Consider the following 23,474-nt stretch of genomic DNA (forward strand, 5'->3'; position numbering starts at 1 on the left):
TTATTGAAAAATCTTGCTATCTGTTCCACCACATTGTCGAGGACAAACACGCCACTTTAAAAATACAACACGTTAATGCTCAACGGTGTTAGAATGCTGTTTAAATAACATTTTGAGTTAAGTCCCACTTAACTCATTCATCGTCCTATTCCCCATCAATGTCCGGGAATACCTTTGTATCAAAAAGACAGCATGAAAACGCAAACACACTTTGACGTGATAATTATCGGTGGAAGTTACTCCGGGCTGGCCGCCGGCTTGGCCTTGGGTCGGGCCTTACGCAAAGTCCTCATCATCGATAACGGTAAACCCTGTAACGCGCAGACCCCTCATTCGCATAATTTTCTGACCCGCGATGGCGAGACACCCGCCGCAATTGCGGCACAGGGCCGCAAACAGCTGGAACAATATAGCAGCGTAAGTTTTTTAAACGGGACAGCCATCAAAGCTGTCAGGACAGACGAAGGCTTCGAAGTGGAGGCATCTTCCGGTGAGGTTTTTGTCGCCGTCAAGCTGCTCTTCGCTACCGGGATCCGCGACATGTTGCTAAATATCGACGGCCTGGCTGATTGCTGGGGAATATCAGCGCTCCATTGTCCATTTTGCCATGGTTATGAAGTGCGTAATCAAAAAACCGGCATTATCGGGAACGGTAATGACGCTTATGAATTAACCAGCTTAATTTCTAACTGGACCAGCAAGCTTACCATCTTTACAAACGGCCCGGCAACGTTAAGCCCTGAACAAACCGCAAAGCTTTACGCGCATCATATCGGTATTTTAGAAAAACCATTAATTCGGCTGCAGCATCATAATGGCTACCTGCACCACATACAATTTGTAGACGGCAGTGAAGTTCCGCTGTCTGCCGCTTATATCCGCAGTCCGTTCCGGCAGACCTGCCCGCTTCCGGAGCTTTTGGGCTGTGCCTTAAACCACGAAGGCTATATTCAGGTGGACAGCGCTCAGGCAACCAGTATTCCCGGCGTTTTTGCCTGCGGCGATAATACCACCAAAACAAGAACTGTTGCCAACGCGGTCTCGTCTGGGACCACAGCCGGCATGGCTATCAGCCGTCAATTGATTACCGAACGATTTTAAAACAAGGAAATGAAAGAATTTTGGAACGAGCGCTATAGTCAGCCGGCGTACGCCTACGGGACTGCGCCAAATAAATTTCTGGAAACACAATTACCCGGATTAAAACCAGGATCGATCTTAATGCCGGGAGACGGCGAAGGCCGTAACGGCGTTTATGCGGCCAAATTGGGATGGGAAGTTACCTGCGCAGATTTGAGCGAGGCTGGAAAGGCAAAAGCGCTGGCATTAGCCAACGCTAATCGGGTTAGCCTGGACTACCGGGTCGGTGATATCGAAATCTTAAATTTTGAACCCGGCTCTTTTGATACAATAGCCCTTATTTACGCGCACTTCGCTGCGAGTCGGAAGGCAGCTATACATCAGCAACTCCATTCCTGGCTCAAACCAGGCGGAATCATTATCCTGGAAGCTTTTCGCAAAACTCATCTGGAGTTTAATACAGCCAATCCAAACGTGGGCGGACCCAGGGAATTAGGCATGCTTTATTCGCCTGAGGAGCTTTTTACAGGTTTCCCGGACTACGAGGTAATATTTTTAGACGAGCCTGATATCAGGCTGCAGGAAGGTATATACCATGACGGAACGGGCGCGGTGATCAGGTATGTTGGTCAGAAGCCCAACCTTAAACATTAATAAATTAATTAATCAAATATGAAAATCATCATCGTAGGTGCTACAGGCACCATGGGGCAATATTTAAGCATTGCCCTGGAAAAAGAACATGAAGTGATACGCGTCGCTTCCAAGGGCGGAGATATCGCGGCAGATATTACTTCTACCATCTCAATAGAAAATATGTTTAAAATGGCAGGTAGTTTTGATGCGCTCATTTCGACCGCGGGCCCGACCTATGTCGGCCCCTGGAGTAAACTGGATGATACGGAATTCCGTAAGGGTGTCGAAGGAAAAATGATGGGCCAGATTAACCTGGTATTGATCGGCCAGCGGTATATCAATCCGAAGGGCTCCTTTACGCTTGTAACCGGCGCCTTAGCCGAAGAACCGCAACGCAACTTTGCCAATGCTTCGGCAGCTAACGGTGCGGTGGAGGGTTTTGTGCGTGCCGCTGCTATAGAACTGGAAAATGGCATCCGGATCAATGCGGTAAGCCCGACTGTTATTGAAGATTCTCCGCAGTACTTTCCTTATTTTCCGGGAGAAATACCCACCACGATGCGCGAGCTGGAATTCGCTTTTCGTAAAAGTTTGTTTGGCGCGCACACGGGGCAAATCATCAAAACCTGGTGAGTCAGGTAATAAAAAAGGGCTGCTCGATTGGAACAGCCCTTTTTTGTTAATCCGCTTTGATTTTCCTTAAGAGTCGTTCCAGGCCCGGAATCGCCACAAATACCATCCAAGGTACTAAAGCAAGCGTTAAAATAAGCATACGTTGATAGCCGGGCAACCCCGTTAACGCGGCTCCGAACAATACGTTGAACAGTAGTATCGATGGGTAAATCACCACCCAGATCTTCAGGGCGGCGACAAGTTTCATTTTTATTTTCATCGGATTTTGTGAATTGTTAATGCAAGCAAAACTACCATCGGGACGTACCGGACAGGTAGGACAAGTCTCCAATTTCATAGGATTAAACCAAAGAAACTCTACTTCAAACAAAGGCGCATCTAATTGGATGTTCGCTATGCTTACGGATTGAGCAATATTGCCTCAGCCAGCGAATTATATTGCCGTGGCGTTATGTCAAGCATCCGGGCGTATATCTGGTTTTTAAGGAGTTTAGGCCTTAAACTGTTGGCGAAAAGCATCCGGCGAAGAGCCGGCATGTTTTTTAAAAAAGCGAATAAAGTAAGAAACATCCTCGTAGCCCAGCAGCTCTGCGATTTCTTTTATTTGGTTTGAGGTAGCCAGCAAATAACGTTTAGCTTCAAGAATGATATGTTCATTGATAAGGTCAGAGGCAGTTTTACCCACGGCAGATTTAGTGATTTCATTCAACTGGTACGGCGAAAGATGCAGCAGATCCGTATAACCCACTACTTGCTTCAGGGTTGCGATATTTTTATCGATCAGTTCTAAAAAATCTTCAAAACGTTCCTGCACATAAGTCCGGCCTTGTAAAGTATTGCCATCGGTATTTCTGCTTTGCCTGACATATTCCGTGCAAAAAATGTCCAGGTTCGACCTGATCATGTTCTGATAACCCTCCTCCCGGTTGGTATATTCCCGAAAAATATAAGCCAGCGCCGTCTGAAGTTTCTCAAAACTTTCAGCATCAAGCCGGCAAAAATTCCTGTTGCTGGCTTTTCGTAACCGTTGCTGTGAAGAGTAATCTTTAGGATGATAAAATTCATCGTTGAATTCCAACAGGTAGCCATTACAACCCACTTTTAAAAAAAGTTGGTGTACCTGCCCCGGACGCAGAAAGAAAACAGAGTAATCCTGTAGTTCATGTGCCATGAAATCAATTTCATGGCTGCCACTTCCCTTTGAAAGTGCGAGTATAAAGAAGAAACTATGACGGTGTAAAGGGTGTTGTAAATCTTTATCCGCGATTATGTCCTCCAAGCGGCGAATTTTAAACTGTTCAGCGATCGGATGGACTTCCTGCGCCTGGTTCAATTGCCGGATGGGGATCTTTTGCATGAACCGAAATTAATCAAAAAAAAATCAAAAAAGTCGTTCCAATTAGCCTTGGTGGCCAGGTAATTATCAGTTAGGATTCACTGGAAAACTGCATCCAGTAATCGGTTTTCCATCACATAGGCTTCAACAAGGCATTCAAAGCTGCCAAAATAACGGTAGGTCAGCTTTCTGCTTACACCGGCAAGTTGGCCACCTTATTCACACAGAGACCGTGATAACCCTCCGTCCGAAAAATATGGGCTACCGCCGTAATCAGTTTGCGCTTGGTCTCTTACTTATTTTCATAAACAACTACGAATTTACAAAACCAATAAGTACTTCGTCAAGTACATGAATTGTCACCAGCCAGGACGCTAGGATATTCATAAAGATATCATTTTTAAGGTTGAACATGCATGATCCTCAGAAAAGCCAGTTTCATCAGACAATATTTTTTAGCAGTTTATTGCATTACATTCTTTATATCTTTGTATTGATCTAAGTTATTACCAAAATCAATGCACAGCAAGCTTTTAGACTACATCAGGCGGCACACCACTTTACCACTTACAAGTGACGAAGAAGCATTGATTAGAGCAAGCTTTCGACCAAAAAAACTCAGAAAAAAACAATACTTTCTGGAAGAAGGGAATGTGTGTAAATACGTTGGTTTTATTGCAAAAGGTGCTATGAGGCAATACAGCGTGGATGACAAAGGTGTGGAGCATATTGTACAATTGTATATTGAAGATTATTGGGCAAGCGATCGTGAAAGCGCAGTCATGCTTACTCCATCGAAATATAATATTGATGCCTGGGAAGATACCGAATTGCTTGTTGCTACGGTAGCTGACATGCTGGACCTGATAGAGAAAGTACCTTCATTTGGACAAATGACAAGATTAATGGATCAAAGAAGTTTCATCGTTTCTCAGCGAAGATTGAATTCTGCCATTAGTAATACAGCGGAAAAACGCTATGAAGAATTTGCCGATAACCACCCTCAATTCATTCAACGATTCCCCCAGCATCTCATTGCTTCTTTTTTGGGCATAACAAAAGAAACTTTAAGCAGAATTAGAAAACAAGCAATTAAATAAACGCTTTTTTAATTCCGATCTTACAAATGCGTTGATAAATATCAACGCTTTTTTTTATCATTTCTCATCGTTCCGGGCCATGCTGTTGCTGCAATTTTACATCATAAAACAAACAGATGAAAAAGCAAACAATCGTAGTAGTTGGAGCAACAGGCTCACAAGGCAAGGGTATTGTAAATGCCCTTATAAATGAAGGCACATTTAATGTGAAAGCAATAACCCGTAACCCGGAAGAATATACAGGCAAGGCAAATGAAGCAGTTTATGCAGACCTAAAAGATCTGCAATCGTTAAAAGATGCTTTTACAAATGCTTATGGTGTATTTGTGGTAACTAACTTTTGGGAAGGTGCCGACGAAATAGCTCAGGGTAAGAATGCCATTGAAGCGGCAAAAGCAACCGGAGTGCAGCACGTTATTTGGTCGACACTTCCGGATGTTGAGATCATCAGTGAAGCAGGATTTAACGTACCCCACTTTAGCGGTAAAGCCAAGGTAGACGATCTGGTGAAAAGTGCAGGGTTCAAATATGTGACATTTGTTCAGCCGCCATTTTATTATCAGAACCTTCTTGCGATGCTGAGTCCACAGCCAAAACAAGATGGCACAACCGGTTGGACACTACCGATCGACCCCGAAAAAAAATCGATTCACATGTCGGATATTAATGACCTCGGAAAAGTTGTCGCAGGTGCGTTTTTGCAACCTGAGAAAGTTGGAAACGGTGATTACCTTGCCCTGGCAACCGGGTTATACAGTTTTAATGACATCATAGAAGCCTATAAAGTCAATGGCAAAGAGTACAGCTTTTCCCAAGTGCCGGCTGAAATATTTTCAACTTTTTTTGAGGGAGCAAATGAGTTAGCAGAGATGTTCGGTTATTTTGAAAAGCATACTTACATGGGCCCTGGTTCGAAAGCACGGATTGAGTTGGCAAAAGAATTTGCCACCGGTGAATTCGTGACCCTACAGGAATGGCTGAGTAAAAACAACTAAGAAAATGAAAAAGGAAACGACTTTCTCAACAAAAGGCCATAGTGCTGCGGTGGGCTCTTTATCTATCCAGCGAATGTTGCCCAATCAATACGCTGCAAAAGTAGGCCCCTTTGTATTTCTCGATTATGTTCGACCCGTTGTTAAAGAAGTCATAACCAAAAATGGTATGGGAGCACATCCGCACCGGGGCATTGCAACATTAACTTATATTCTTCAGGGCAAGGTAGAGCATTTTGACAGTGCAGGAAATGAGGCAACAATTCGTTCAGGAGGCGCACAGTGGATGAAAGCAGGTAATGGAATAATCCACGATGAAAATTTAAACTACGACTCCTTGACAGAAAGTAAATTTATCCAGGGTTTTCAATTCTGGATAAATCTCCCCGCTGGCAACAAAGCCGAAAAGCCGGCTCACATGGCCATTCAAGCCGCCGAAATCCCCAAAAAAACCTTTCCAAATGAAAACGGGTGGTTAAAAGTAGTTGTTGGCAGCTATGAAGACCTGAGTTCGGAGATCCCCAATTATTCTAAGCAGTTTTTGTATCATATACAATTGAAAGCAGGCACACGGTTTTCCCTAACAATGGAAAGCGAAACAGAAGTTGCGGCCTTTCTGCCCGCGCAAAATGTAATCCTGAACGACACGGAATTTCAGGCTGGTGAGTTTATTGAGTTTGACAGAGGGGCCGGAGAAATAGAGATAAACAACCCTTCATTGACAACCATCGATGTCCTGTTATTTGGCGGTGAAGAATATACAGAGCCTGTGGTAGCAGAAGGCCCGTTTGTAATGAATTCGCAAGCGGAAATAGCAACTGCTTACCGGGATTTTTACGCCGGAAGATATGGAGAAATAAAACTGACAGCACAAAAATAAATTAGTGTGACAGGGATAAGGTGAGGGATTTTCTTTAACCGTTACCGGATTTTTGAAAGGCTGCACCAATAAGAAAAGTTCACCAAATGTGAACTTTTCTTATAAACAATCAAGTGGCGCGTGACCGATCAACACACTGGACAACATAAACAGCCTGCTGTTCGTGAACCTCAAAACGCTTCTATGGTTTCGCATAAGCGGCCCGTTGGTTAGTTCCGTTCCCCAATATGTTCATCAGCATGGTCGCATTGTTACTGTTATCGTGGTTATAAAAATTAAAACCACCAGTAGCACCTGCGCCTTGATTCGCCATAAAATCTGTTTCGCCTGCCCCGCCTGAGCGACTCCAGCTAATCAACATTAATTTGGTATTTGCCAAAAAAGATGTATTGTAGCCGGTACCCGGGCTCGTATTTGTCCCACCAAGTAAAGCATTCCCGGTAACCTACAGGTTCACTGCACCCAAAGGCAGCGTAGCGCCACCGATATTCAGCGGGGTTGTGGCATAATAAAGGGTATTAAACTTATTTTCCTACTTATTAACCATTATACAAACCATTGCAATTCTTATTCCTGGAATATTTCCATGCTAAATTACGGTTTATGCTAAGGTTGTTCCAAAATTATAAGCTCGTCGTTCGTATTGCGTTTTTAATCCCGTCTAAAATCCTTTAAAGTACCATCGGTGTTGAATTGTATAGAGTATCGCTCACGGGTACCATTGATCGTGGTTGGGTACCAACGCACCACTTTATCCCAAACCACCATGTAGGCGCTGGTTGTTGGCTTAGCGCCTTCAATCTGCGCCGCCTTTTGGTTGTATAGGCGGGTAATGTTGGCTATACTGGTAAAGTCTACCTCGTCCAGGGAAACTGACCTGTTGTCAATATCAGCATTTACAGACAGCTGTTCAGGTTTCGGTGCTGACCAAATGCCATTCTGGTACTCATAGCTATCTACATAATCAGGGTTTTCGGGATGGCGGAGCATAATACTGATGCTCCCGTTATCGTAAAAATGCACCGACTGGTAAATAAAAATCTCTTTGCCCCGGTATTGCGGAAGATTTCGTAAAGATGCCTCCGCTTTTTTCAGCGCCCTGGTGTTTATTAAAAAATCCTTACGCTTTACAGCCTTACTGCGATGCGCAGTAACATGAACCTTTGACAAGGCTGTTGTTAACTGATCCTGCATCTGCATTATTGCTCTGCCGGTGATACTGTCAATCGCCTGCTGCACCGGTGCAGGTTTGCTTACCCTTTGTGGGTCTGGTTTAGGTATAAAAGTATCTTCAACACTCCTGGTGATCTGCTTGCATCCCATAAAAGTAAAGCTGCAGGCCATAGTGATCATAAAGGAGCTTAACGTTTTCATCAGTTTAACTTATGTGGTTTAAATCGGCGGCAAAAGCTATTTTTCTGGGATCTTCCTGTAGATAAAAGATATCAGCTGTTGTTTGCTTAATGCTATCCAGATCAAGCAGGCTCACAATTTTTTTGATGCTGGCCCTGTGCGTATGATTTTGATGATCCACAAATTCCAGTTCGAAATTTACCATCGGTTGCGCATTAATGTACGTACCTGTAAGGTTTGCCGCGATCTGTTTAGCCGTTGTTCTGATCCCCTTAAATTTAATTAAGGGAGCATTATCAGGAACACCGCTTAACTTACTATTGATAAAACCAAGTAGGACACGATAAAACAACAGCACAGCCGGGCAAATTATCAAAGGATGCCCAAAGCTCATAAAACGCCAACCCATCCCCTCGCTTTCAGTTTGATAAGAATATATGTAATAGCCAACCACAACGGTCAAAAGCGTCAGCCAGCCCAGGTTTATCAGCGCAATTACTCCTTTACGGATACTGCCCTCACTATTTTCAAAAATAAAGTACGGGATATGTTTCATTTCCTTGTCAATTAGCAATCCTACCCTTTTACCCACTTCAAAACGGCGCTCATAGGGCTTCATATCATTTATTCCGGCCTTCTGGATGATCTCGGTATTAGCCAGATTTTTAAAGCTCAGGCTAAGCTCATAAGTATTGTACGCGGCATTGGGCTTTGTTAGATTGACTGATTCCAGTATCCTGGCTTCGCGGCGCACCCCATTTTTTTTAAGGCGCTCCATATTACGTTTGGCCGAAAACACCTGCAAAACCCATTTACGATAATATCCTGCCAGTAAGATGATCCAAAACACCATCGACAAAGCCACCAAACCCAATGAAAGCCAAGGGTTCGATCCTTCAATATCAAGCGGTTCTTCGCTCTTGATGTTATAATACAGGAGCATTGGAAACGGGATAGCAAAAAACAACATGTAAAGCATCCAGAATATGGAAAAACCGCGTTTCATTGACAATTAATTTTAATTTAAAGCCAGTTATATACCTGACCCCATTTAGGTAGGCCCATAATATCGCTCAGTTCATCTGTAAAGTTTTGAAGGGGCTTGGTAACAAAAAAGCTTTGTCGTACCAGTATCCGCTTTTCTTTGCCATTCTTATTAAAGATCATGGTAGCTGATACATTAAGAGTGATGCCGATATTGGTCATTTTGGAGATCAGGAAATGATCAAAATCATCGAAGCTATATTCCCTTTCCCGGCTAAAGAAAAACGTTTTTATAGCTATGCTCCTCGCCGATGTATTAAAGCGCATTTTGGCGGTACTGCGTGCAATACCTATTACACCCAGTATCAAAAGGCTGCCTGCAAATACATAAGCCCCTCTGCTGCTTCCGTATATCAAAGCGGCAACCGCACCTGCAAATGCCAACAGCGACAGGAAATAGTACATCCCCTTTTGTACTTTCATATGGTAAGTATTCCCTTCTTGTTCAAAATATTTGAGTGATTGCATTGGTGTATATTTTTGAATAATTAACCAATAAAAGCGAAACTATTCTCAAATGCCTTACCAAAAACCGGAACAGGTTTTTGAGCGTTGTTACCAGCGTTGATCATGCCCAAAATCCAGAATACAATGATTACCCAGCCAACCAGGCCAAGAAAAGCCAGTGCGGGTAACAGTGACACGATAAAATTTAAAATGACATTAAGGGCAATGCTCACGATAGCCAGGCCCAATGATTGTTTTAAATGGTATCGAAGCAAAGCATCCGCTTTATCTTTTCCTGAAAAATAAGCGATCAGCCACCCGATAAGAGTGATGTATGACACGATGGATAATGTTTTGTTATTCATGATAATTTAGATTTTCGTCCGGCGATATTGCCACAACAAATTTGGGAAGAAACACTACCGGATACCTAATTCAGGTATTCTACAAAGCGTCTACTCATCTGTTGCCATGCATCTACAATATATCTACAATATCATTTAAGGTGTTGATTATTTGCAAGTTATAAATATTCGCCTTGCAAATCCGCACGTTAGCCAATGCTAAACAACGCTTCGCTTTACCGCTAAACATAAAAACCCTACCAAAATGGTAAGGTTAGACTTCGTGTGCTAAAAACAAATTGAGGATCATTACAACTTTAAACCGGGTCACCATGAACGAGGTCACATGCAGGAATGGACTTAGAATTCAATATCATCGGCTACATTGCCGCCTTGAGCATCGGCAAATAATTGTTGATATTTTGTTCGGTATGCGTTCTGGCTTTGATTATACCCTTCATAATTGGCATGAATATCTTTATGGATCTGATCGTTCCATATGGAAGCTGCGATCTGAAAATCTCCTATCGGAATGCCGTATTTATCTACTATCCATTGCGCGCCATCCAATCCGTATTCATAGGCTACCTGCCTTGCAACTTCCAACTCCTGGTAAAAGTCTTTGTCAGTTTTAATCCTATCAATATGATCTGATCCCGCTGCTGAAACCGTAGGCCTTAAGCTGCCGAACTTGGGGTGTTGGTCTGCTGCGCCGAAATACTGGCCAAAAAGTGTTACAATGTGGAAAGTAGGGTCCTGCTTCATGCGTTCGGGCCATAGCAAATTGGCTTCCTGCCACACTGGTAATTCTACTCCCAAAGCTCTTGCGATATCAGTTTCGCTTAAACCATTCCCTAATTTTGCGCAGGCCGCACTGTAATCTTCTAAAGTAATACCGTGAATGGGCTCTAATAATGAATTTTCAGACATGAGATTATTATTTAATAATGATTAATTGAATTTGAATGATCATGCAACATGCGCAGGTAAAACTTCTCATTTTCGGCAGCCATGTCCGGTACTATCTTATTCCACTCATCAAACATGGAACGTAAATATTGCTTGTACAAATGCGGATCCTTTGGCTTGCTCTCCTCATAAAGCCTAAGCAGGTGTACTGTACGTTGTTCGGCCAGGCTTCGCGCCTGATGCAGTACCATTTGTGCACCGGTAGATGGTGTAAAGGTATTCTGCGTTTGACAAAATGGGCAGGTAATGTAGGTAGCAATGAAAAATATTTGAGGAATAGTGATATTACCCCCACACTGCCTGCAAACAAATTTATCCTTGATACTTTCAAACGCGGCCAGTTGCTCCCCGTAGGTGGTTTCCAGGTCCTGCTTACCAGCTGCATTATTCAAAACGGAGGTATTATGGGCTATTTTTTCTTCAAAAATATTGTGCCTGTTTATACAATCAATTCTGAAAGTATTGAGTTTGGCGTGGTAGTCGCGGCCTGCTAAGGAAATAAAATCCGGAAGTTCGGCTGCAACACAATCAATAAAGTGAAAGATATTTTCTTCCATTACCTTATTGGCTTTCTGCCGCATCTGATTAATTTGTCCGTGTAAACCCATCAGCATATGACTATGTGCACGTTTATAAGGATCGGTGTCCTGGTTAAAAACCTCCTGGATTTCAGGCACCGCAGCTGTACACATTTCATGCATGCGGGTTTCCAGTTTATCCAGAAAATAGAACCATCTCTCCCGCGTTTGCCTGATTGTTTCAAGCAATTCGGGATTATAATATTGTTCATCAGACAGACCAAACATCAGCTATGAATTATTCTCTTTCTTAATATGCACTCCATCAGTGAGCCTGGAGTTCATGAACTTAAAACCGCAATAGGCACAAGCAGTAAGCCCCTGCCTAAAAGCGCGACCGGCACCGCACTCAGGGCAATCACGAACTTCCATTTTCGCTTCTTCCTGTTTTATTTGGCCGCCGTAATGCTCCTGGTTTATAGCCTTCTGTTTTAGCCGTTGCAGATAGGTCAGCGTCCTTTTTTCCTCATTGTCGCCCATGGTTCTTACAGTAATTTTAACAATTCTTCTTTTTTTGCGGTGTATTCGGCTTCTGTGATCAATTGTGCTTCAAAAAGTTCCTTTAGTTTTTTGAGTCTAGCAGGTATGTCCTCTGCCGGAACAGGGGTTACCGGGTTTGTCTGTTTCATGATCATTCCGACGGCTACGGCCTGCCGGGCCGCATCGCCCATGGCAGAGTTTTCTTTATCCATAGCGCTGGCTACACTAAATTGAGAGAATTTATTCATGTCAGTTACCATATTCATGCCGGTAACATTATCATAATGTTTAAGTACCTCTTCAGGCAAAGTAACGCTGGTAATAGTAAATTGAGTTACCTCCAGGCCCAGATCAGTAAAATACTGTTCAACCAGTGGCTGTATTTTTTTATTTAATTCAGAAATATTCCCGGCAGCATCCACTACTGGTATATTTGCCTGTGCGAGCACCTCAGCAAATTTGGGTGCAATAAAATCGCGCAGCTGCAATTCCAACTCAACTATGTTTAGCCTTGGATAAGTGCCCGCATACTCCCTGAAGAATTGCTTTATATCGGCGATGCGAATATTGTAAGTGCCGAAAGCCCGTATGCGTACTTGCCCAAAAGTAGGGTCCCGCATCAAGACGGGTGCTGGGGTACCCCATTTAAGATTAACGAATTGATGTGTATTAAAGAAATAAATATCTGCCTTAAAGGGGCTCTCAAAACCATATTTCCAGCCTTTAAGTCTTGTTAATATTGGGATGTTCTCTGTTTTTAATGCGTATTTGCCAGCACCGAATGTATCTGCGAGCTTACCTTCGTTTAAAAAGAGTACCAATTGGCTTTCGCGCACAATTAACGCGGCGCCATTCTTAATTTCTTTATCTGCATCTGCAAACTTCCACATCAGCAAATTAGGGTCGGGTGTTACAGATTCAATGATCTCAATAAAAGGTAGTGTCATATTTAAGAAACTTTATTTTTTGTAATAAAACGATAACTAAATAAAGCACGATTGGTTTACTTTTTTTATCTTCTGTTAAGAAAGGAAAACAAACCACCAGCCTTCCATTCCCGTTTTCTTTTCAGCGCTTCTTCATTTTGGGGTGCTATTTTCAAAATATTTTTCACAGTTTCCATCGCTGCGTCAATCTCATCTGTAGCTTTACAGGCATCTGCGTATAGTAGTGCCGCTTTTAGCCAGCTTTCATCCCATTTCCAACCATTCCTGTCATAACAGGCTATAGCCGCCAGTGAAAAATCAATGCATTGGTCCCATTGTTCCAGGGCAAAACCGCATTGCGCCAAACTAATATTGGTATCGCAGATTATACTTTCCTCGTTTTCATTTCCAGATTGACAGGTACCGAGCAGGATATTTAAGTTTTCTTTGGCATTGGTATAATTTCCCAGGTTTAGGTATGACATGCCCCGCATAAAATGTACTTTTTGCAGAGAGTCAATTGTGATCGCGTCACCTTTTACCGACTGATAATTATCGGCACAGGCAATGCACTGGTCATAATCCTTCAGTTGATAATAGTTTTGCATCAGCATATACCATGACGAATTATCGTCAGGATTTTTATCCAGCTGATCCTTCCAGGCTTGGGTAGCATCTTCCAGGCTAACCCCATCCAATAAGTCCTGACGAACATTTTGAACAACAATGTACTTTTCGCTTAATGTAAACAACTCTTGTTCTGTTAGTTCGCTCCCACAAGTTTTAATAAAATTGTTATATTCCTCTTCAATCCCGGCTAAAAGTTCCCTGGTTTCGTCCTTTTTGTCCAGTTTATAAATAGCTAACAGTTGTTTGCCTTTTAAATCGATATAATCTTCAAAACTTAAGTAATCGCTGCTATAGGAAACAGCCTGTTCCAGTACCTCAATGGCTTCTTCATATCTTTGAAGCGCGAGCAACGCGGTACTTAAACTGTATAATTGTTCCCAGAAAGGTGATAAAGAATAACCCCGTTTATGCACTTCAACTGCGCTTTCATATTTTCCCAGTTCGCTTAAGGCTATACCATAATTATTGCAGCACATCGCGAAGATATGGGGTTCGTTGGCTGCTCCATCTCCCTTATCGTTGTAGAAATAATCATAAAAGCCATCATAAGAAATTTTATAAAAGTTTGTTCTCATCTGCAGCAGCTCCCGGGCAATAGCCGCATTGCTGATATAACTTTCTGATTCGTAGAAAAAGCTTACCCCGGCATTATAATACATAACAGCAGAATCTTCCGGCCATTTTGCTACTGGCGGCAGTTGCCCATTTATCCTATACCATACTTCAATGAAGCGTTGTAAACCAAGGGCAAGTCCGCCTAATTCTATACTCTTTTGCAAGTAAGGGAGTGCCTCACTATAGCTTTTCGTCTCGTATAATACAGCTCCAGCATAATGGTAAGGAATAAGCCAGTCTGGATATATGTTGATATAGTGCTGCGCGAAATTCAACAATTCAACAGTATCATATTCTAAACGCTCCTGATATATTTTAAGTGCGATAAACATCGCGTATATGATGGATTGATTAACGATACCTTGCCTGCTCAATTCATTCAACCGGTAATACAAGGTTATTAGCTCTTCATCAATATCTGCATCGGCGCTGCCCGAAAACAAAGCTATCTGGGCTATGTCTCCGCCCAATTCATAGTCCTCACTGTCGAGCGCAAGATTAGCGATCAGGGAATAAATGTTCACGTTTTTATACCGGTGAACTAATCCTTCTTTAAAGGTTTCCAGGGCTTTAGCAGGGTTGTTTTTATATTCCAGATAAAGGTTTGCTTTTTTAGCATACAACTGGCCTTGCTCATGGTCTGCCAAACTGCGGTTTTCAACGGTGTGTGCCTTGTGTAGTTTTATTAACAGATCCAAATCCTTCAAAGCATTGTCTATATCACCTGTTTGATAATAGGCTTCCTGCCGGTAAGTGATAGCCTTAATCCTGGTATCAAGATGGATTGATGCAGTTAACAGATCACAATAGTTTATGGCTTCAGGTAAATTTGTATCTGTTATAGAAATATTGATATAAGCCAGATACAGCATGGCTTCTTCATGAGCAGGCGCTAACTTTAGCACTTCTTTAAAGCTGCCAACGGCAATAGCTAACAGATCATCCGCGTTTTCATTTCCATAAGATAACTGATACTCACACTTGGCCTTAAGTACCAAGCCCTCCAAATTTTGAGGATTAAAGAGCAGGAAAAGATTTACAGCTTCAAGGCATTCGGGATAATTGCCTTCCTTATAAATTGATTGCAAATATTCTACATCTACTATGTTTTGCTGTTGCTGCATATAGTTTGGGCGGTTAAGTACTACTTATGAAACAGGCTAACTTACTGTTTGCCGGCTGGTGATATTACCACAACAAATTTGCGGAGAAGAATAACTGGATACCTAACTTGAACATTCTACAAAGCGTCTACTATTTGTGAAAACACGTCTACAAAATATCTACATATTTATTAAGTGATTGATTATGTGATTCTTATAAATTTAATACATCGATAAATCCGTACGTTTTTATAATAATAATCAGCTATTTATAGTAATTTGGCTGTATGACGTTTTTGCGATATAAACTATTTATAAGCGCCTGTATTATCGGGTTATCATTCGGTGTCTTCGCGCAAACTACTATATCAGACAGCTTGCGGACTGCTATTGACAACATATCATTAAACGAAACTGAAAAGCCAGCATTGCTTAACCAACTGGCAGAAGCAAATAGAATCAATAGAAACTACGAAGCTGCTATAGCCAATGCCAAACAATGCATCGCTTTGGCTTTGAAACATAAAAACTTTACCGAAGCGGTAAAAGCGTATACACTGCTGGCCAATATTAAAGCAACCACACAACAGTTTGCCAGCTTAAAACAAACATGCGATACCGCACTAACCATGGCACAGCAAGCTAATGACCCTATCGCTATGGCTTATGCCTATTATTCGCGGGTATGGCTATATAAAACGCTGGGCGATGCGGAAAATGTGGTGAAATACTGCCAGCTGGGTTTAAAGGAACTGGAAAAAAAGGCCGATCCTTTTATAGCCTCCAAGATATATTACCGGCTTTACGTAGTAAACTCCGACTGGAACAATGAGTCCAAAGTGAATTTTTATGCCCGTAAAGCCACTGAAAACGCCCTGCAGGCCAAAGATTACAACCTGCTCAGTAATTGTTATACCGCATTATCGATAGCCCATGAATACAACTACAATAAATCAAAAAACAAAACCGAGCTCGACAGTACCTTATTTTACCTAAACCGATCAGAAATGCTTTACCGGCAATATCCCGGTCAGGTGGCTGACAATACTTATGCTATAGCCTGTATTAATATTGCCGATGCTTATCTGAAATATTTTCCCGAAACAGATAAAAATGCCCGGAACCTGGCTATCCGTTATGCCGGCAGTGCCCGGTCTGTATTAAAAAATGCAGGCAATAGCCAGGAAATTGTGGCCAGCAGTTTGGGCATACTAAGCGAATATGCCCGCCGCGATGGTAACAGCCTCCAGCAGGAAAATTATTTGCAGGAAGCTTACCGCGTCATGAAAACAGAACAGCCCCCCTATTACTATACTATGATCAATGTGGTGCAGGCTTTATCAGATTTTTATGAAAAAAAGGGTGACTATCAGCAAGCGTTGAGTTTTCAAAAAGAGGTAACGGGATACACCGCGAAAAACTTTAACCAGCAACAAGCCCTTAATGCTCAAAAGCTGGAAATACAATACGAGACTGAAAAAAAAAACAGTGAAATGCAGGTATTAAAAGAGCAAGAGAAAAGTCGCAGGCTGCAAAATTATCTGTATGGTTATATCGCGCTCGCCTCTCTCCTTGGCTTGTTATTTATGTTCCGGTCCTATCATTTTAAATTACGGTACTCCCTGCAACGGGAAAAACAATTGCAATTGGAAAACCAGGAGTCAGAATTGCAGGTAAAGTTGGAAAAAGAAGAACAAGCCAGGCTTAGGGCAGAACAGCAATTACTGGAAACACAACAGCAGCAACTAAAATTAGAAGTGATGGCCAATACCCTTCAACTGGAACATAAGAACCGGATGCTACACAATATAAAAGAGAAGCTATCCGAAGGCGACCCAGTAAATATGCAGCGAATACTAAAAGAAGAAATGATGCTGGATAATGACTTTGAACATGCAACATTGCAGATACAACATGTGCATCCCGATTTTTTTCATCTTCTTAATGATAAGGCAAAAAAAAAACTCACCCTGCTCGACCTAAAACTTTGCGCATACCTGTATCTTAAAATGGATACCAGGCAAATTTCCCAGCTCATGCACATTGAAGCTAAAAGTGTAAGAATGAGTCGTTACAGAATAAAACAAAAGTTAGGGTTGGACAAGGAAGAAGATCTGAACATTTTTTTACAGCAATTGGGAACTTAACAAAGTTTTTTTTACAATCTGCGTCATGAAAGGTCAATGACGGACTATACGGTTTTAAGCTGTACTTAGGGCTTGTTTTATTTATTTCGGATGTGCTTCTTTATATCCTGATTACGCATTTGTACCTCAATTTTGCCATACATAATCATTGGCAAAATCTTGATTTCAATAACTTATTAAAAAGACTAGTCCCCACCATTCTGATAAGAGAAACAGGTAGCCGGTCAGAATTTGTGTTTGCCTTATTTGGCTACTTCGATTGCCGGAGCGCTAATTTAAGGCACTAATTGATGTTAGTGACATTTAGGCAATTTCCACTTCGGCAATTTGAAAAATTCTATGAAGATTATGCAATTATTTCCTCAGGCTACCATCGCCACCCCTGTCTCTCTAAATATTGACAATAAAAAAGACTTGTTTGTTAACCGCATATGATTGAACTAAAAAATGTCTTTTGAGCATTAAACGGAGATTAAAAAAGCAGTAAATATTTATTTACAGCATTTTAAGTAAATGTCTGTAAGTCCAACTGGGTGCTTAACAAACCACTTTGTGGATGATTTGCGGAAACTGACATCAATTGAACGCGATTTGCATTAATCGCGCTCAGTTTTTCGTATTCTGAAATTCGGATTATGGCTTATTCCAGGTAATCTCCGGCAAACTTGGGTTAACTTCAAATTTTTGGTACCTGATGAGATTTCTCTGCTGGCCCGATGTGGCTATTTCCTGAAAAGGCAACAGTACTCCATCTATTACACGCAAATTTGAATAAACCGAGGTTGATGGTACCCGGCCGGTGTTATCTGCAGCTGCAACAAGCTGTGATTGATCATTCAGCATAAAAATAAATTGTTTGCCGTTCTTTACTGCTGTAATGACGTTTCCTGAACTGGTTTGTTTTACGTTTTTTATGGTAAGCGCATCAATTTCGGTCCTCCTTAAACCAAGCAGGCCGGAGTGGAACACTGAACCCATTTCACTGGAACGGATAGGCGGCAACGGTGTAACTTTACCATTTTGCCATATCCATCCTGTTTCGCCTTCCAATTGTTCAACTTGTATAAGTTTACCATTTTTCCATATCTCAAGCCTTACGCGTTTCCCTGGCAGATCGATATGGCTGCTGACCTGCAAGCCCTGCATGGTGGCCGTGAAGCTGAGAACTTTGAGGTTATCCAATGCAGTGCCGCCTTGTACCGCGTTTGCCTTCAACAGCATGGTTTTCGCGTCAGAAATCGTAGCATTTTCTGTTGTGCCGGTGGAGCTGTTCGCCCCCATCGACGTGGAAGAACTGCGTTCTGCGTTACCCGAGGTACTTTGTCCCTTTTGCTCCTGTTTATCTTCCATAAAAAAAATGTTGCCGTCAATAACCGCCATGATGGGTTTATCACCGGGCCGGCAAAAAAAAGAATGCAACTCAGTTCTGCCATCGTCAAAATTAAGCGTCAGTGTACCTTTGTTAATTTTGTAAGTGCCTTTTCCACTGCTCTTTCGGCTGTTGCCGCCGCCAACCCCTTCCCCGATGACCGCAGTGGCAGAGGCCCTACTGTTGCTGAAGTTTCCTTTACCATCAAAGTTTAAACTGTTGTCTGATCCAACGCCTACATATGTCATCCCGCTGTTTCCGCCACCAGAACCGTTGATCTTGCTGAATTGGTAGTATCCGGGTGGTATGCTGGAATCGGCTGGCTGGTGAAGCAGGTAATAACCTCCTGCGTCGATATTACCATCATTTTCAAGTTTGTAGTGGAGCGTACGGGTACCGGTGTTATATTTCAGATTGATGGTCTTTCCTGTAACCGTATAATGGCCACTAACGCGGGTCGTCCAGTCGGGCTTATGCAGTTCATCGCAAAAAGAACCGTCCGGACGAAACAAAAAAGAGATATCATCCCTGCCCATCCCACCGCCCATCACGGTGGATGGGGTGATTTCTATACCCGCATATACGCCATTCAGTGTGTTGGACTGTCCCCAAGCCGTATTGATAAACAGTAACATTAAGAGCGTGTAACGTACAATCGTCTTCATTAAATTTGATTTAGTAAGAAATAACGGTATCGTCATCGACAAGACCTGCGATGCTTTTTCTAATTAAAAAAGTTTTTGTGAATAAAGTTTTAAAAAAATTAAATAAGTAATTACCTACTAAAGTAGGATCAATACTAGTCCACTGCATGTGATCGGCGAAAGAACTTCCAGGCGGTGCCTCGGTAGCTATCATTAGTGTAAATACTTCTTACATATCATAGCTATAAAACGGTTACAATGATGTTCGCCATACAATATATAGACTGCTGTACTTTTATCACAAGAGATTCAACTACCACCGTTTCAGAGGATATTCAATGTGGTCAACTCAACTCACGATACTTAGGCCACCTGAAATGTGAAAGTAGCGGATCGAGCCTAGTAAGCACAGACTCTATTCATCTAAGGTCAGATGATGTCCAGGTCAAAGCTATTTAACTTTTAATTGAGCATAGGTTGTAATCGAGTCTTTGCCAAGACCAATTTTATTTAAATTGACAAAAAAAATTAGATGCCCTCCCCCATCCCAACATCAGAAATTTCTGACAAATATAAGCTCTTAGGACTCGATCATCTCAGGGCTGTGGCTATTGAATACTTGTTTTGATACTTAATTGTATACAAGTTGAGAAATGCGCGTAGCGGCAAGCTGAAGGCTCCGTAATACCCATTTAGTTTCCGAAAGCGACAACAACGTTTATACGGCCATCTTCAAAACATAAGCGCAGTTAAAAGATCAAAGCCTGAATACCGGCCAAAAAAACGAAACCTTAAAACACCTACCTTGAGCAATCTCCTTGCAACAGCGACGATCGCCTTTTGCGACTTCATGCGCTTACGAAACTTATCAAATAAAGCATGCCGATAGGAATCTTTCATATCAACCGAAGGGCTACCAACCTATATAAAAACATACCTATTGTTTTTTCTTTCCCCAAATGGCGGTGCCATGGTTATCTAACCCGGTAAATATCAGGGTTGATGTTATTTTATTTTCCCAGTCGCGCTCACGTTCAACTTTCAGCTTATAAGTGTCGCCGCTGCTGTATTTAAGTTCGAGCCACGGAGCGGCGAACGTCCATTTATCCGCAGCATTTCCATTGATACTGCCTGCAGCATCCAGTTTAAAGGTTGTTGAAACCTGGAAATCCGGATTAGTTTGCTCGGTACCATATCCAGGTACAATGTGATAGTTAAGTGTGATCTTTTCATACGTTCCTGCCACATCAGTTGAGGCTATGGTTGTTTGGGCGATATTGGCATATCTTTCGGGCGATACTATTGGCCAGCCATCGGGTGTCCATGATATTTTACGAACGTGCAGGTCCATAAAGTACGAGTTGATGCCCGGCCTTCCCTGATGTGCCATATAATATTGTCCGCTGCCATTATCAAACACCGCGCAATGGCCGGTACCCTGCCAGCCGCTTTGATTGGTAAACTGGTATGGGGCAAGGATCATTGGCCCATGATCCTCATCAGTATTAACGTCATGGCCGTTATAATCGTAAAACGGTCCCGTCGGGCTATCGGCCCGTCCTACACGCACGTTATATTTGGTTTGCAGCCAATCATAACTGATGAACAAAAAATACTTTTTCAGATCGGGATTGTAAATCACTTCAGCCCCTTCGATATTGCCGTTGTATTTTCCGCCAGTGAAACCACGGTTGGCAATGCGTTTACCTTTATCGCCTGGCGAAACTGCGAGTCCGGTTGAAGGGTCAAGTTTCAGGATATAAATTCCATCCCAGGCCGAGCCATAGTACATATACTGTTCACCGGTAGTTGTAGTGATTACTGTAGGGTCGATAGCGTTGGTTTGGATACTGGCATCATTTGCTGATGTTACCACCAGGCCTTTCTCCGTCCAGGGGCCATCAGGAGCTGAAGCTGTTGCCATACCTATAACACTTAAACGGGCAACAGGTGATGAAAGCGAATAATACAACCTATATTCTGATCCTACTTTCATTACATAAGGTGCCCACAAAGCATTGTAAGGTGTACCGCCCTTTCCTGTTATATAAGCAGAGCCCTGCGCCGGCAACGACGAAAATACCCAGCCCACGTACTCCCATTGCACCAAATCCTTTGACCGGCGAATTTGCAATCCCGACCGTACATCAGTGCCAAAAGCCACATCCGTGCTGTAGCAATAGTAATAATCACCAAACTTTTTAATAGATGGGTCATGCACGTTATACACCGTCCATTTAGGGTAATAGGTAAATGCAGCGATATCGGCATACGTATCACTGATACTATTGATATCAAACGTGGTTGTTACCGGTATAGTGGTGGTAGTATCGGTTTTTGTGGTTGTTGGCGTTGGTGTTTCCTTTTTGGAGCAGGAAAACATGGCTGTTGCCAACGCTGCTATTAAGTATAGATCTTTTGCTTTAGTCATCTCTTTCTTTTCTAAACACATGTCATTTCGAACGATAGTGAGAAATCTTATACAACATGCTTAGCGCACTCTTCATACTGCCTTGTATGTCGTACAAGATTTCTCTTTCGCTCCCTTCGTTCATTCCCGCCCTTGCTCTTCCGAAATGACAACAGCTGATGAATGAAGGCTAAATACTATTAATACCCGGTATTCTGCACCAAACCAACATTGGTTTGTACCTCGGTAAGTGGTATTGGCAAATATTCCTTACCTGGTGTGTACGTATTAAATTCAGGGTCGCGGGCTTTTAACCAGGCCAGTTTGGTGGCATCCTGCAGCCAGCCCCAGCGGCGGATATCGTCAAACCTGTGCCCTTCAAGCGAAAACTCAAGGAAACGCTCGTGACCTATCTGCTCGCGCATTTCGGCCTGGCTCATACCCGGTTTAACGGTGGCCAGGTTTGGTAAACCTACACGGCTGCGCACTTTCTGGATATATTGATAAGCGTCATTTGTCTGGCCCAATTCGTTCAAACATTCTGCGTACATCAGCAGTACATCAGCATACCGCATCAGTCTTTCGTTAATGCCCGATCTCCAGTCGTATTCATCGACCTGACCGCTATCACCGTTTTCATATTTATGGCAAAACAGGGCGTTTAATGACGAGCTGCCGGCATAGCGGGTAGCAAAATCATGATTGTATAATTTTTCGCCGGGTCTATTGTAGTACATCGTTACATCCAAACGAGGGTCAACGCCCCCGCTGGTTGTTTTTTCCTGCAGATATTCATTATATAACGCAGGCGTTGGCTGCACATCGGTAAAACCGAAACTTGCCGCACCAAAAGTGACAGCCCGGGCCGATGTACGTCCCCATCCAGATGACGGTTCACCACCCCAGCCCAGATCGGTACCACCAGCATCCCGCGAAAACTGAACCTCAAAAATTGATTCGGTGTTGTTTTCATTGTTCGCAAAAAAGTTATCGTAATAATTAGGCACAAGGCTGTAAAGCCCCATATCAATTACCGATTTGAACTCGGCAGCGGCTTGAGCATATTTTTTTGTGAACAGGTATGTTTTACCCAAATAAGCAGCAGCAGCTCCTTTTGTAGCGCGACCGATCTGTCCATCGGGTGATAAGCCGCTGTAAGTTGTTGGCAGCATACTTTCAGCCGCTTTAAAATCGCTGATTACCTGTGCCCAAACTACATCCTGAGGTTCTTGTTTTTGGAAATAATCGGCGCTTGATGCAGCTGGAAGCAACGGCATCGGCACGTTTTTATAAAAATCGGCCAGGTGGAAATAGTACAGGCCGCGCAGAAAATAGGCCTGGCCCAACACACGTTTCTTCAGTTCTGCATTCATGTTCATATCAGGGACATATTTCAGCACCTCATTGGCCCGTAAAACACCCTGGTAGTAAGCAGTCCATGAAAACAGTACGCCATCGCCGGTACTCTGCATGTTAAACTTGCCCATGTTATAGATCTGGTCCCAGGGACTGAAGCTTGTAGCATCATCTCCCCTGGTATTTTCCACTATCGGCGAAAAGCGCATGTATGAGCCATCAATAATTAAGCTGCCGTATACGGCATTGATGCCTTTAACTGCATCGTCGGCAGTTTTCCAAAATGTTTGAGTAGTTTGTGCATTGGGATTTATAGTATTTAAATCACCTTTTTTGCAACCCATTACAAAAACCGATAGTACTAAAACTGTAACTATGGTCTTTTTAAATATATTTTTCATT

General features: G+C 42.6%; 22 protein-coding genes. 7 read left to right on the plus strand and 15 right to left on the minus strand.

The window, feature by feature from the left end:
• Window positions 1–192: 192 nt before the first annotated feature.
• The 3 genes from J2W55_RS19495 to J2W55_RS19505 are packed head-to-tail and all read left to right on the plus strand — an operon-like array spanning window position 193 to window position 2,349.
• A complete protein-coding gene (locus tag J2W55_RS19495) occupies window positions 193–1,101 on the plus strand; it encodes an NAD(P)/FAD-dependent oxidoreductase (protein ID WP_310099656.1) in 909 nt (302 codons plus the stop codon).
• A 9-nt stretch (window positions 1,102–1,110) separates the two neighbouring features.
• Window positions 1,111–1,734 (plus strand): class I SAM-dependent methyltransferase, encoded by a 624-nt coding sequence (locus J2W55_RS19500; RefSeq protein ID WP_310099659.1) that lies wholly within the window; start codon window positions 1,111–1,113, stop codon window positions 1,732–1,734.
• An 18-nt stretch (window positions 1,735–1,752) separates the two neighbouring features.
• Window positions 1,753–2,349 carry a short chain dehydrogenase gene (locus J2W55_RS19505; protein ID WP_310099662.1) on the plus strand — a complete coding sequence of 199 codons (597 nt, stop codon included), beginning with the start codon at window positions 1,753–1,755 and terminating at the stop codon, window positions 2,347–2,349.
• A 46-nt stretch (window positions 2,350–2,395) separates the two neighbouring features.
• On the opposite strand, the gene J2W55_RS19510 is transcribed toward J2W55_RS19505, so the two are convergent.
• Both J2W55_RS19510 and J2W55_RS19515 read right to left on the minus strand, forming a co-directional pair.
• A complete protein-coding gene (locus J2W55_RS19510; RefSeq protein WP_310099664.1) occupies window positions 2,396–2,686 on the minus strand; it encodes a putative antibiotic biosynthesis monooxygenase in 291 nt (96 codons plus the stop codon).
• A 153-nt stretch (window positions 2,687–2,839) separates the two neighbouring features.
• Window positions 2,840–3,706, minus strand: a complete 867-nt coding sequence (locus J2W55_RS19515; protein ID WP_310099667.1) for an AraC family transcriptional regulator — start codon at window positions 3,704–3,706, stop codon at window positions 2,840–2,842.
• A 497-nt stretch (window positions 3,707–4,203) separates the two neighbouring features.
• Here J2W55_RS19515 and J2W55_RS19520 point away from each other — a divergent pair, with 497 nt between their 5' ends.
• From J2W55_RS19520 to J2W55_RS19530, 3 genes are all read left to right on the plus strand, one after another.
• The gene (locus J2W55_RS19520; protein WP_310099670.1) at window positions 4,204–4,785 is read left to right on the plus strand and encodes a Crp/Fnr family transcriptional regulator; all 582 of its coding nucleotides are present in this window, start codon (window positions 4,204–4,206) and stop codon (window positions 4,783–4,785) included.
• A 116-nt stretch (window positions 4,786–4,901) separates the two neighbouring features.
• Window positions 4,902–5,780, plus strand: coding sequence for an NmrA/HSCARG family protein (locus J2W55_RS19525; RefSeq protein WP_310099675.1), 879 nt, complete (start codon window positions 4,902–4,904; stop codon window positions 5,778–5,780).
• 4 nt (window positions 5,781–5,784) lie between these two features.
• Window positions 5,785–6,657, plus strand: a complete 873-nt coding sequence (locus tag J2W55_RS19530) for a pirin family protein (RefSeq protein ID WP_310099678.1) — start codon at window positions 5,785–5,787, stop codon at window positions 6,655–6,657.
• 181 nt (window positions 6,658–6,838) lie between these two features.
• On the opposite strand, the gene J2W55_RS19535 is transcribed toward J2W55_RS19530, so the two are convergent.
• From J2W55_RS19535 to J2W55_RS19580, 10 genes are all read right to left on the minus strand, one after another.
• The gene (locus J2W55_RS19535; protein ID WP_310099683.1) at window positions 6,839–7,018 is read right to left on the minus strand and encodes a hypothetical protein; all 180 of its coding nucleotides are present in this window, start codon (window positions 7,016–7,018) and stop codon (window positions 6,839–6,841) included.
• Window positions 7,019–7,308: 290 nt separating this feature from the next.
• A complete protein-coding gene (locus J2W55_RS19540; RefSeq protein WP_310099686.1) occupies window positions 7,309–8,031 on the minus strand; it encodes a hypothetical protein in 723 nt (240 codons plus the stop codon).
• 4 nt (window positions 8,032–8,035) lie between these two features.
• A complete protein-coding gene (locus J2W55_RS19545; protein WP_310099689.1) occupies window positions 8,036–9,016 on the minus strand; it encodes a hypothetical protein in 981 nt (326 codons plus the stop codon).
• 17 nt (window positions 9,017–9,033) lie between these two features.
• Window positions 9,034–9,522: a hypothetical protein gene (locus J2W55_RS19550; RefSeq protein WP_310099692.1), complete on the minus strand. Its 489-nt coding sequence runs from the start codon at window positions 9,520–9,522 to the stop codon at window positions 9,034–9,036.
• Window positions 9,523–9,542: 20 nt separating this feature from the next.
• Window positions 9,543–9,866, minus strand: coding sequence for a magnetosome magnetite crystal formation protein family (locus J2W55_RS19555; protein WP_310099695.1), 324 nt, complete (start codon window positions 9,864–9,866; stop codon window positions 9,543–9,545).
• Between the two features lie 339 nt (window positions 9,867–10,205).
• Entirely contained in the window at window positions 10,206–10,775 is a 570-nt protein-coding gene (locus J2W55_RS19560) for a DUF6620 family protein (protein WP_310099698.1), read from the minus strand.
• Window positions 10,776–10,786: 11 nt separating this feature from the next.
• Complete coding sequence (locus J2W55_RS19565; RefSeq protein WP_310099700.1) at window positions 10,787–11,620, minus strand: hypothetical protein; 834 nt, start codon at window positions 11,618–11,620, stop codon at window positions 10,787–10,789.
• Window positions 11,621–11,623: 3 nt separating this feature from the next.
• Complete coding sequence (locus tag J2W55_RS19570) at window positions 11,624–11,872, minus strand: hypothetical protein (RefSeq protein ID WP_310099703.1); 249 nt, start codon at window positions 11,870–11,872, stop codon at window positions 11,624–11,626.
• A gap of 5 nt (window positions 11,873–11,877) precedes the next feature.
• Window positions 11,878–12,819, minus strand: coding sequence for an SPFH domain-containing protein (locus J2W55_RS19575; protein WP_310099706.1), 942 nt, complete (start codon window positions 12,817–12,819; stop codon window positions 11,878–11,880).
• A gap of 65 nt (window positions 12,820–12,884) precedes the next feature.
• Window positions 12,885–15,167: a tetratricopeptide repeat protein gene (locus J2W55_RS19580; protein ID WP_310099709.1), complete on the minus strand. Its 2,283-nt coding sequence runs from the start codon at window positions 15,165–15,167 to the stop codon at window positions 12,885–12,887.
• Between the two features lie 266 nt (window positions 15,168–15,433).
• Here J2W55_RS19580 and J2W55_RS19585 point away from each other — a divergent pair, with 266 nt between their 5' ends.
• Window positions 15,434–17,293 carry a hypothetical protein gene (locus J2W55_RS19585; protein WP_310099712.1) on the plus strand — a complete coding sequence of 620 codons (1,860 nt, stop codon included), beginning with the start codon at window positions 15,434–15,436 and terminating at the stop codon, window positions 17,291–17,293.
• Window positions 17,294–17,926: 633 nt separating this feature from the next.
• Here J2W55_RS19585 and J2W55_RS19590 read toward each other — a convergent pair.
• The 3 genes from J2W55_RS19590 to J2W55_RS19600 all read right to left on the minus strand — a co-directional run bounded on the left by J2W55_RS19590 (window position 17,927) and on the right by J2W55_RS19600 (window position 23,473).
• Entirely contained in the window at window positions 17,927–19,327 is a 1,401-nt protein-coding gene (locus J2W55_RS19590) for a hypothetical protein (protein WP_310099715.1), read from the minus strand.
• A gap of 916 nt (window positions 19,328–20,243) precedes the next feature.
• Window positions 20,244–21,737: an arabinan endo-1,5-alpha-L-arabinosidase gene (locus tag J2W55_RS19595; protein WP_310099721.1), complete on the minus strand. Its 1,494-nt coding sequence runs from the start codon at window positions 21,735–21,737 to the stop codon at window positions 20,244–20,246.
• 179 nt (window positions 21,738–21,916) lie between these two features.
• Window positions 21,917–23,473, minus strand: coding sequence for a RagB/SusD family nutrient uptake outer membrane protein (locus J2W55_RS19600; protein WP_310099724.1), 1,557 nt, complete (start codon window positions 23,471–23,473; stop codon window positions 21,917–21,919).
• Window position 23,474: the final 1 nt, after the last annotated feature.

This window comes from Mucilaginibacter pocheonensis, from assembly GCF_031456535.1.
In the GTDB taxonomy this organism is placed as follows: domain Bacteria; phylum Bacteroidota; class Bacteroidia; order Sphingobacteriales; family Sphingobacteriaceae; genus Mucilaginibacter; species Mucilaginibacter pocheonensis.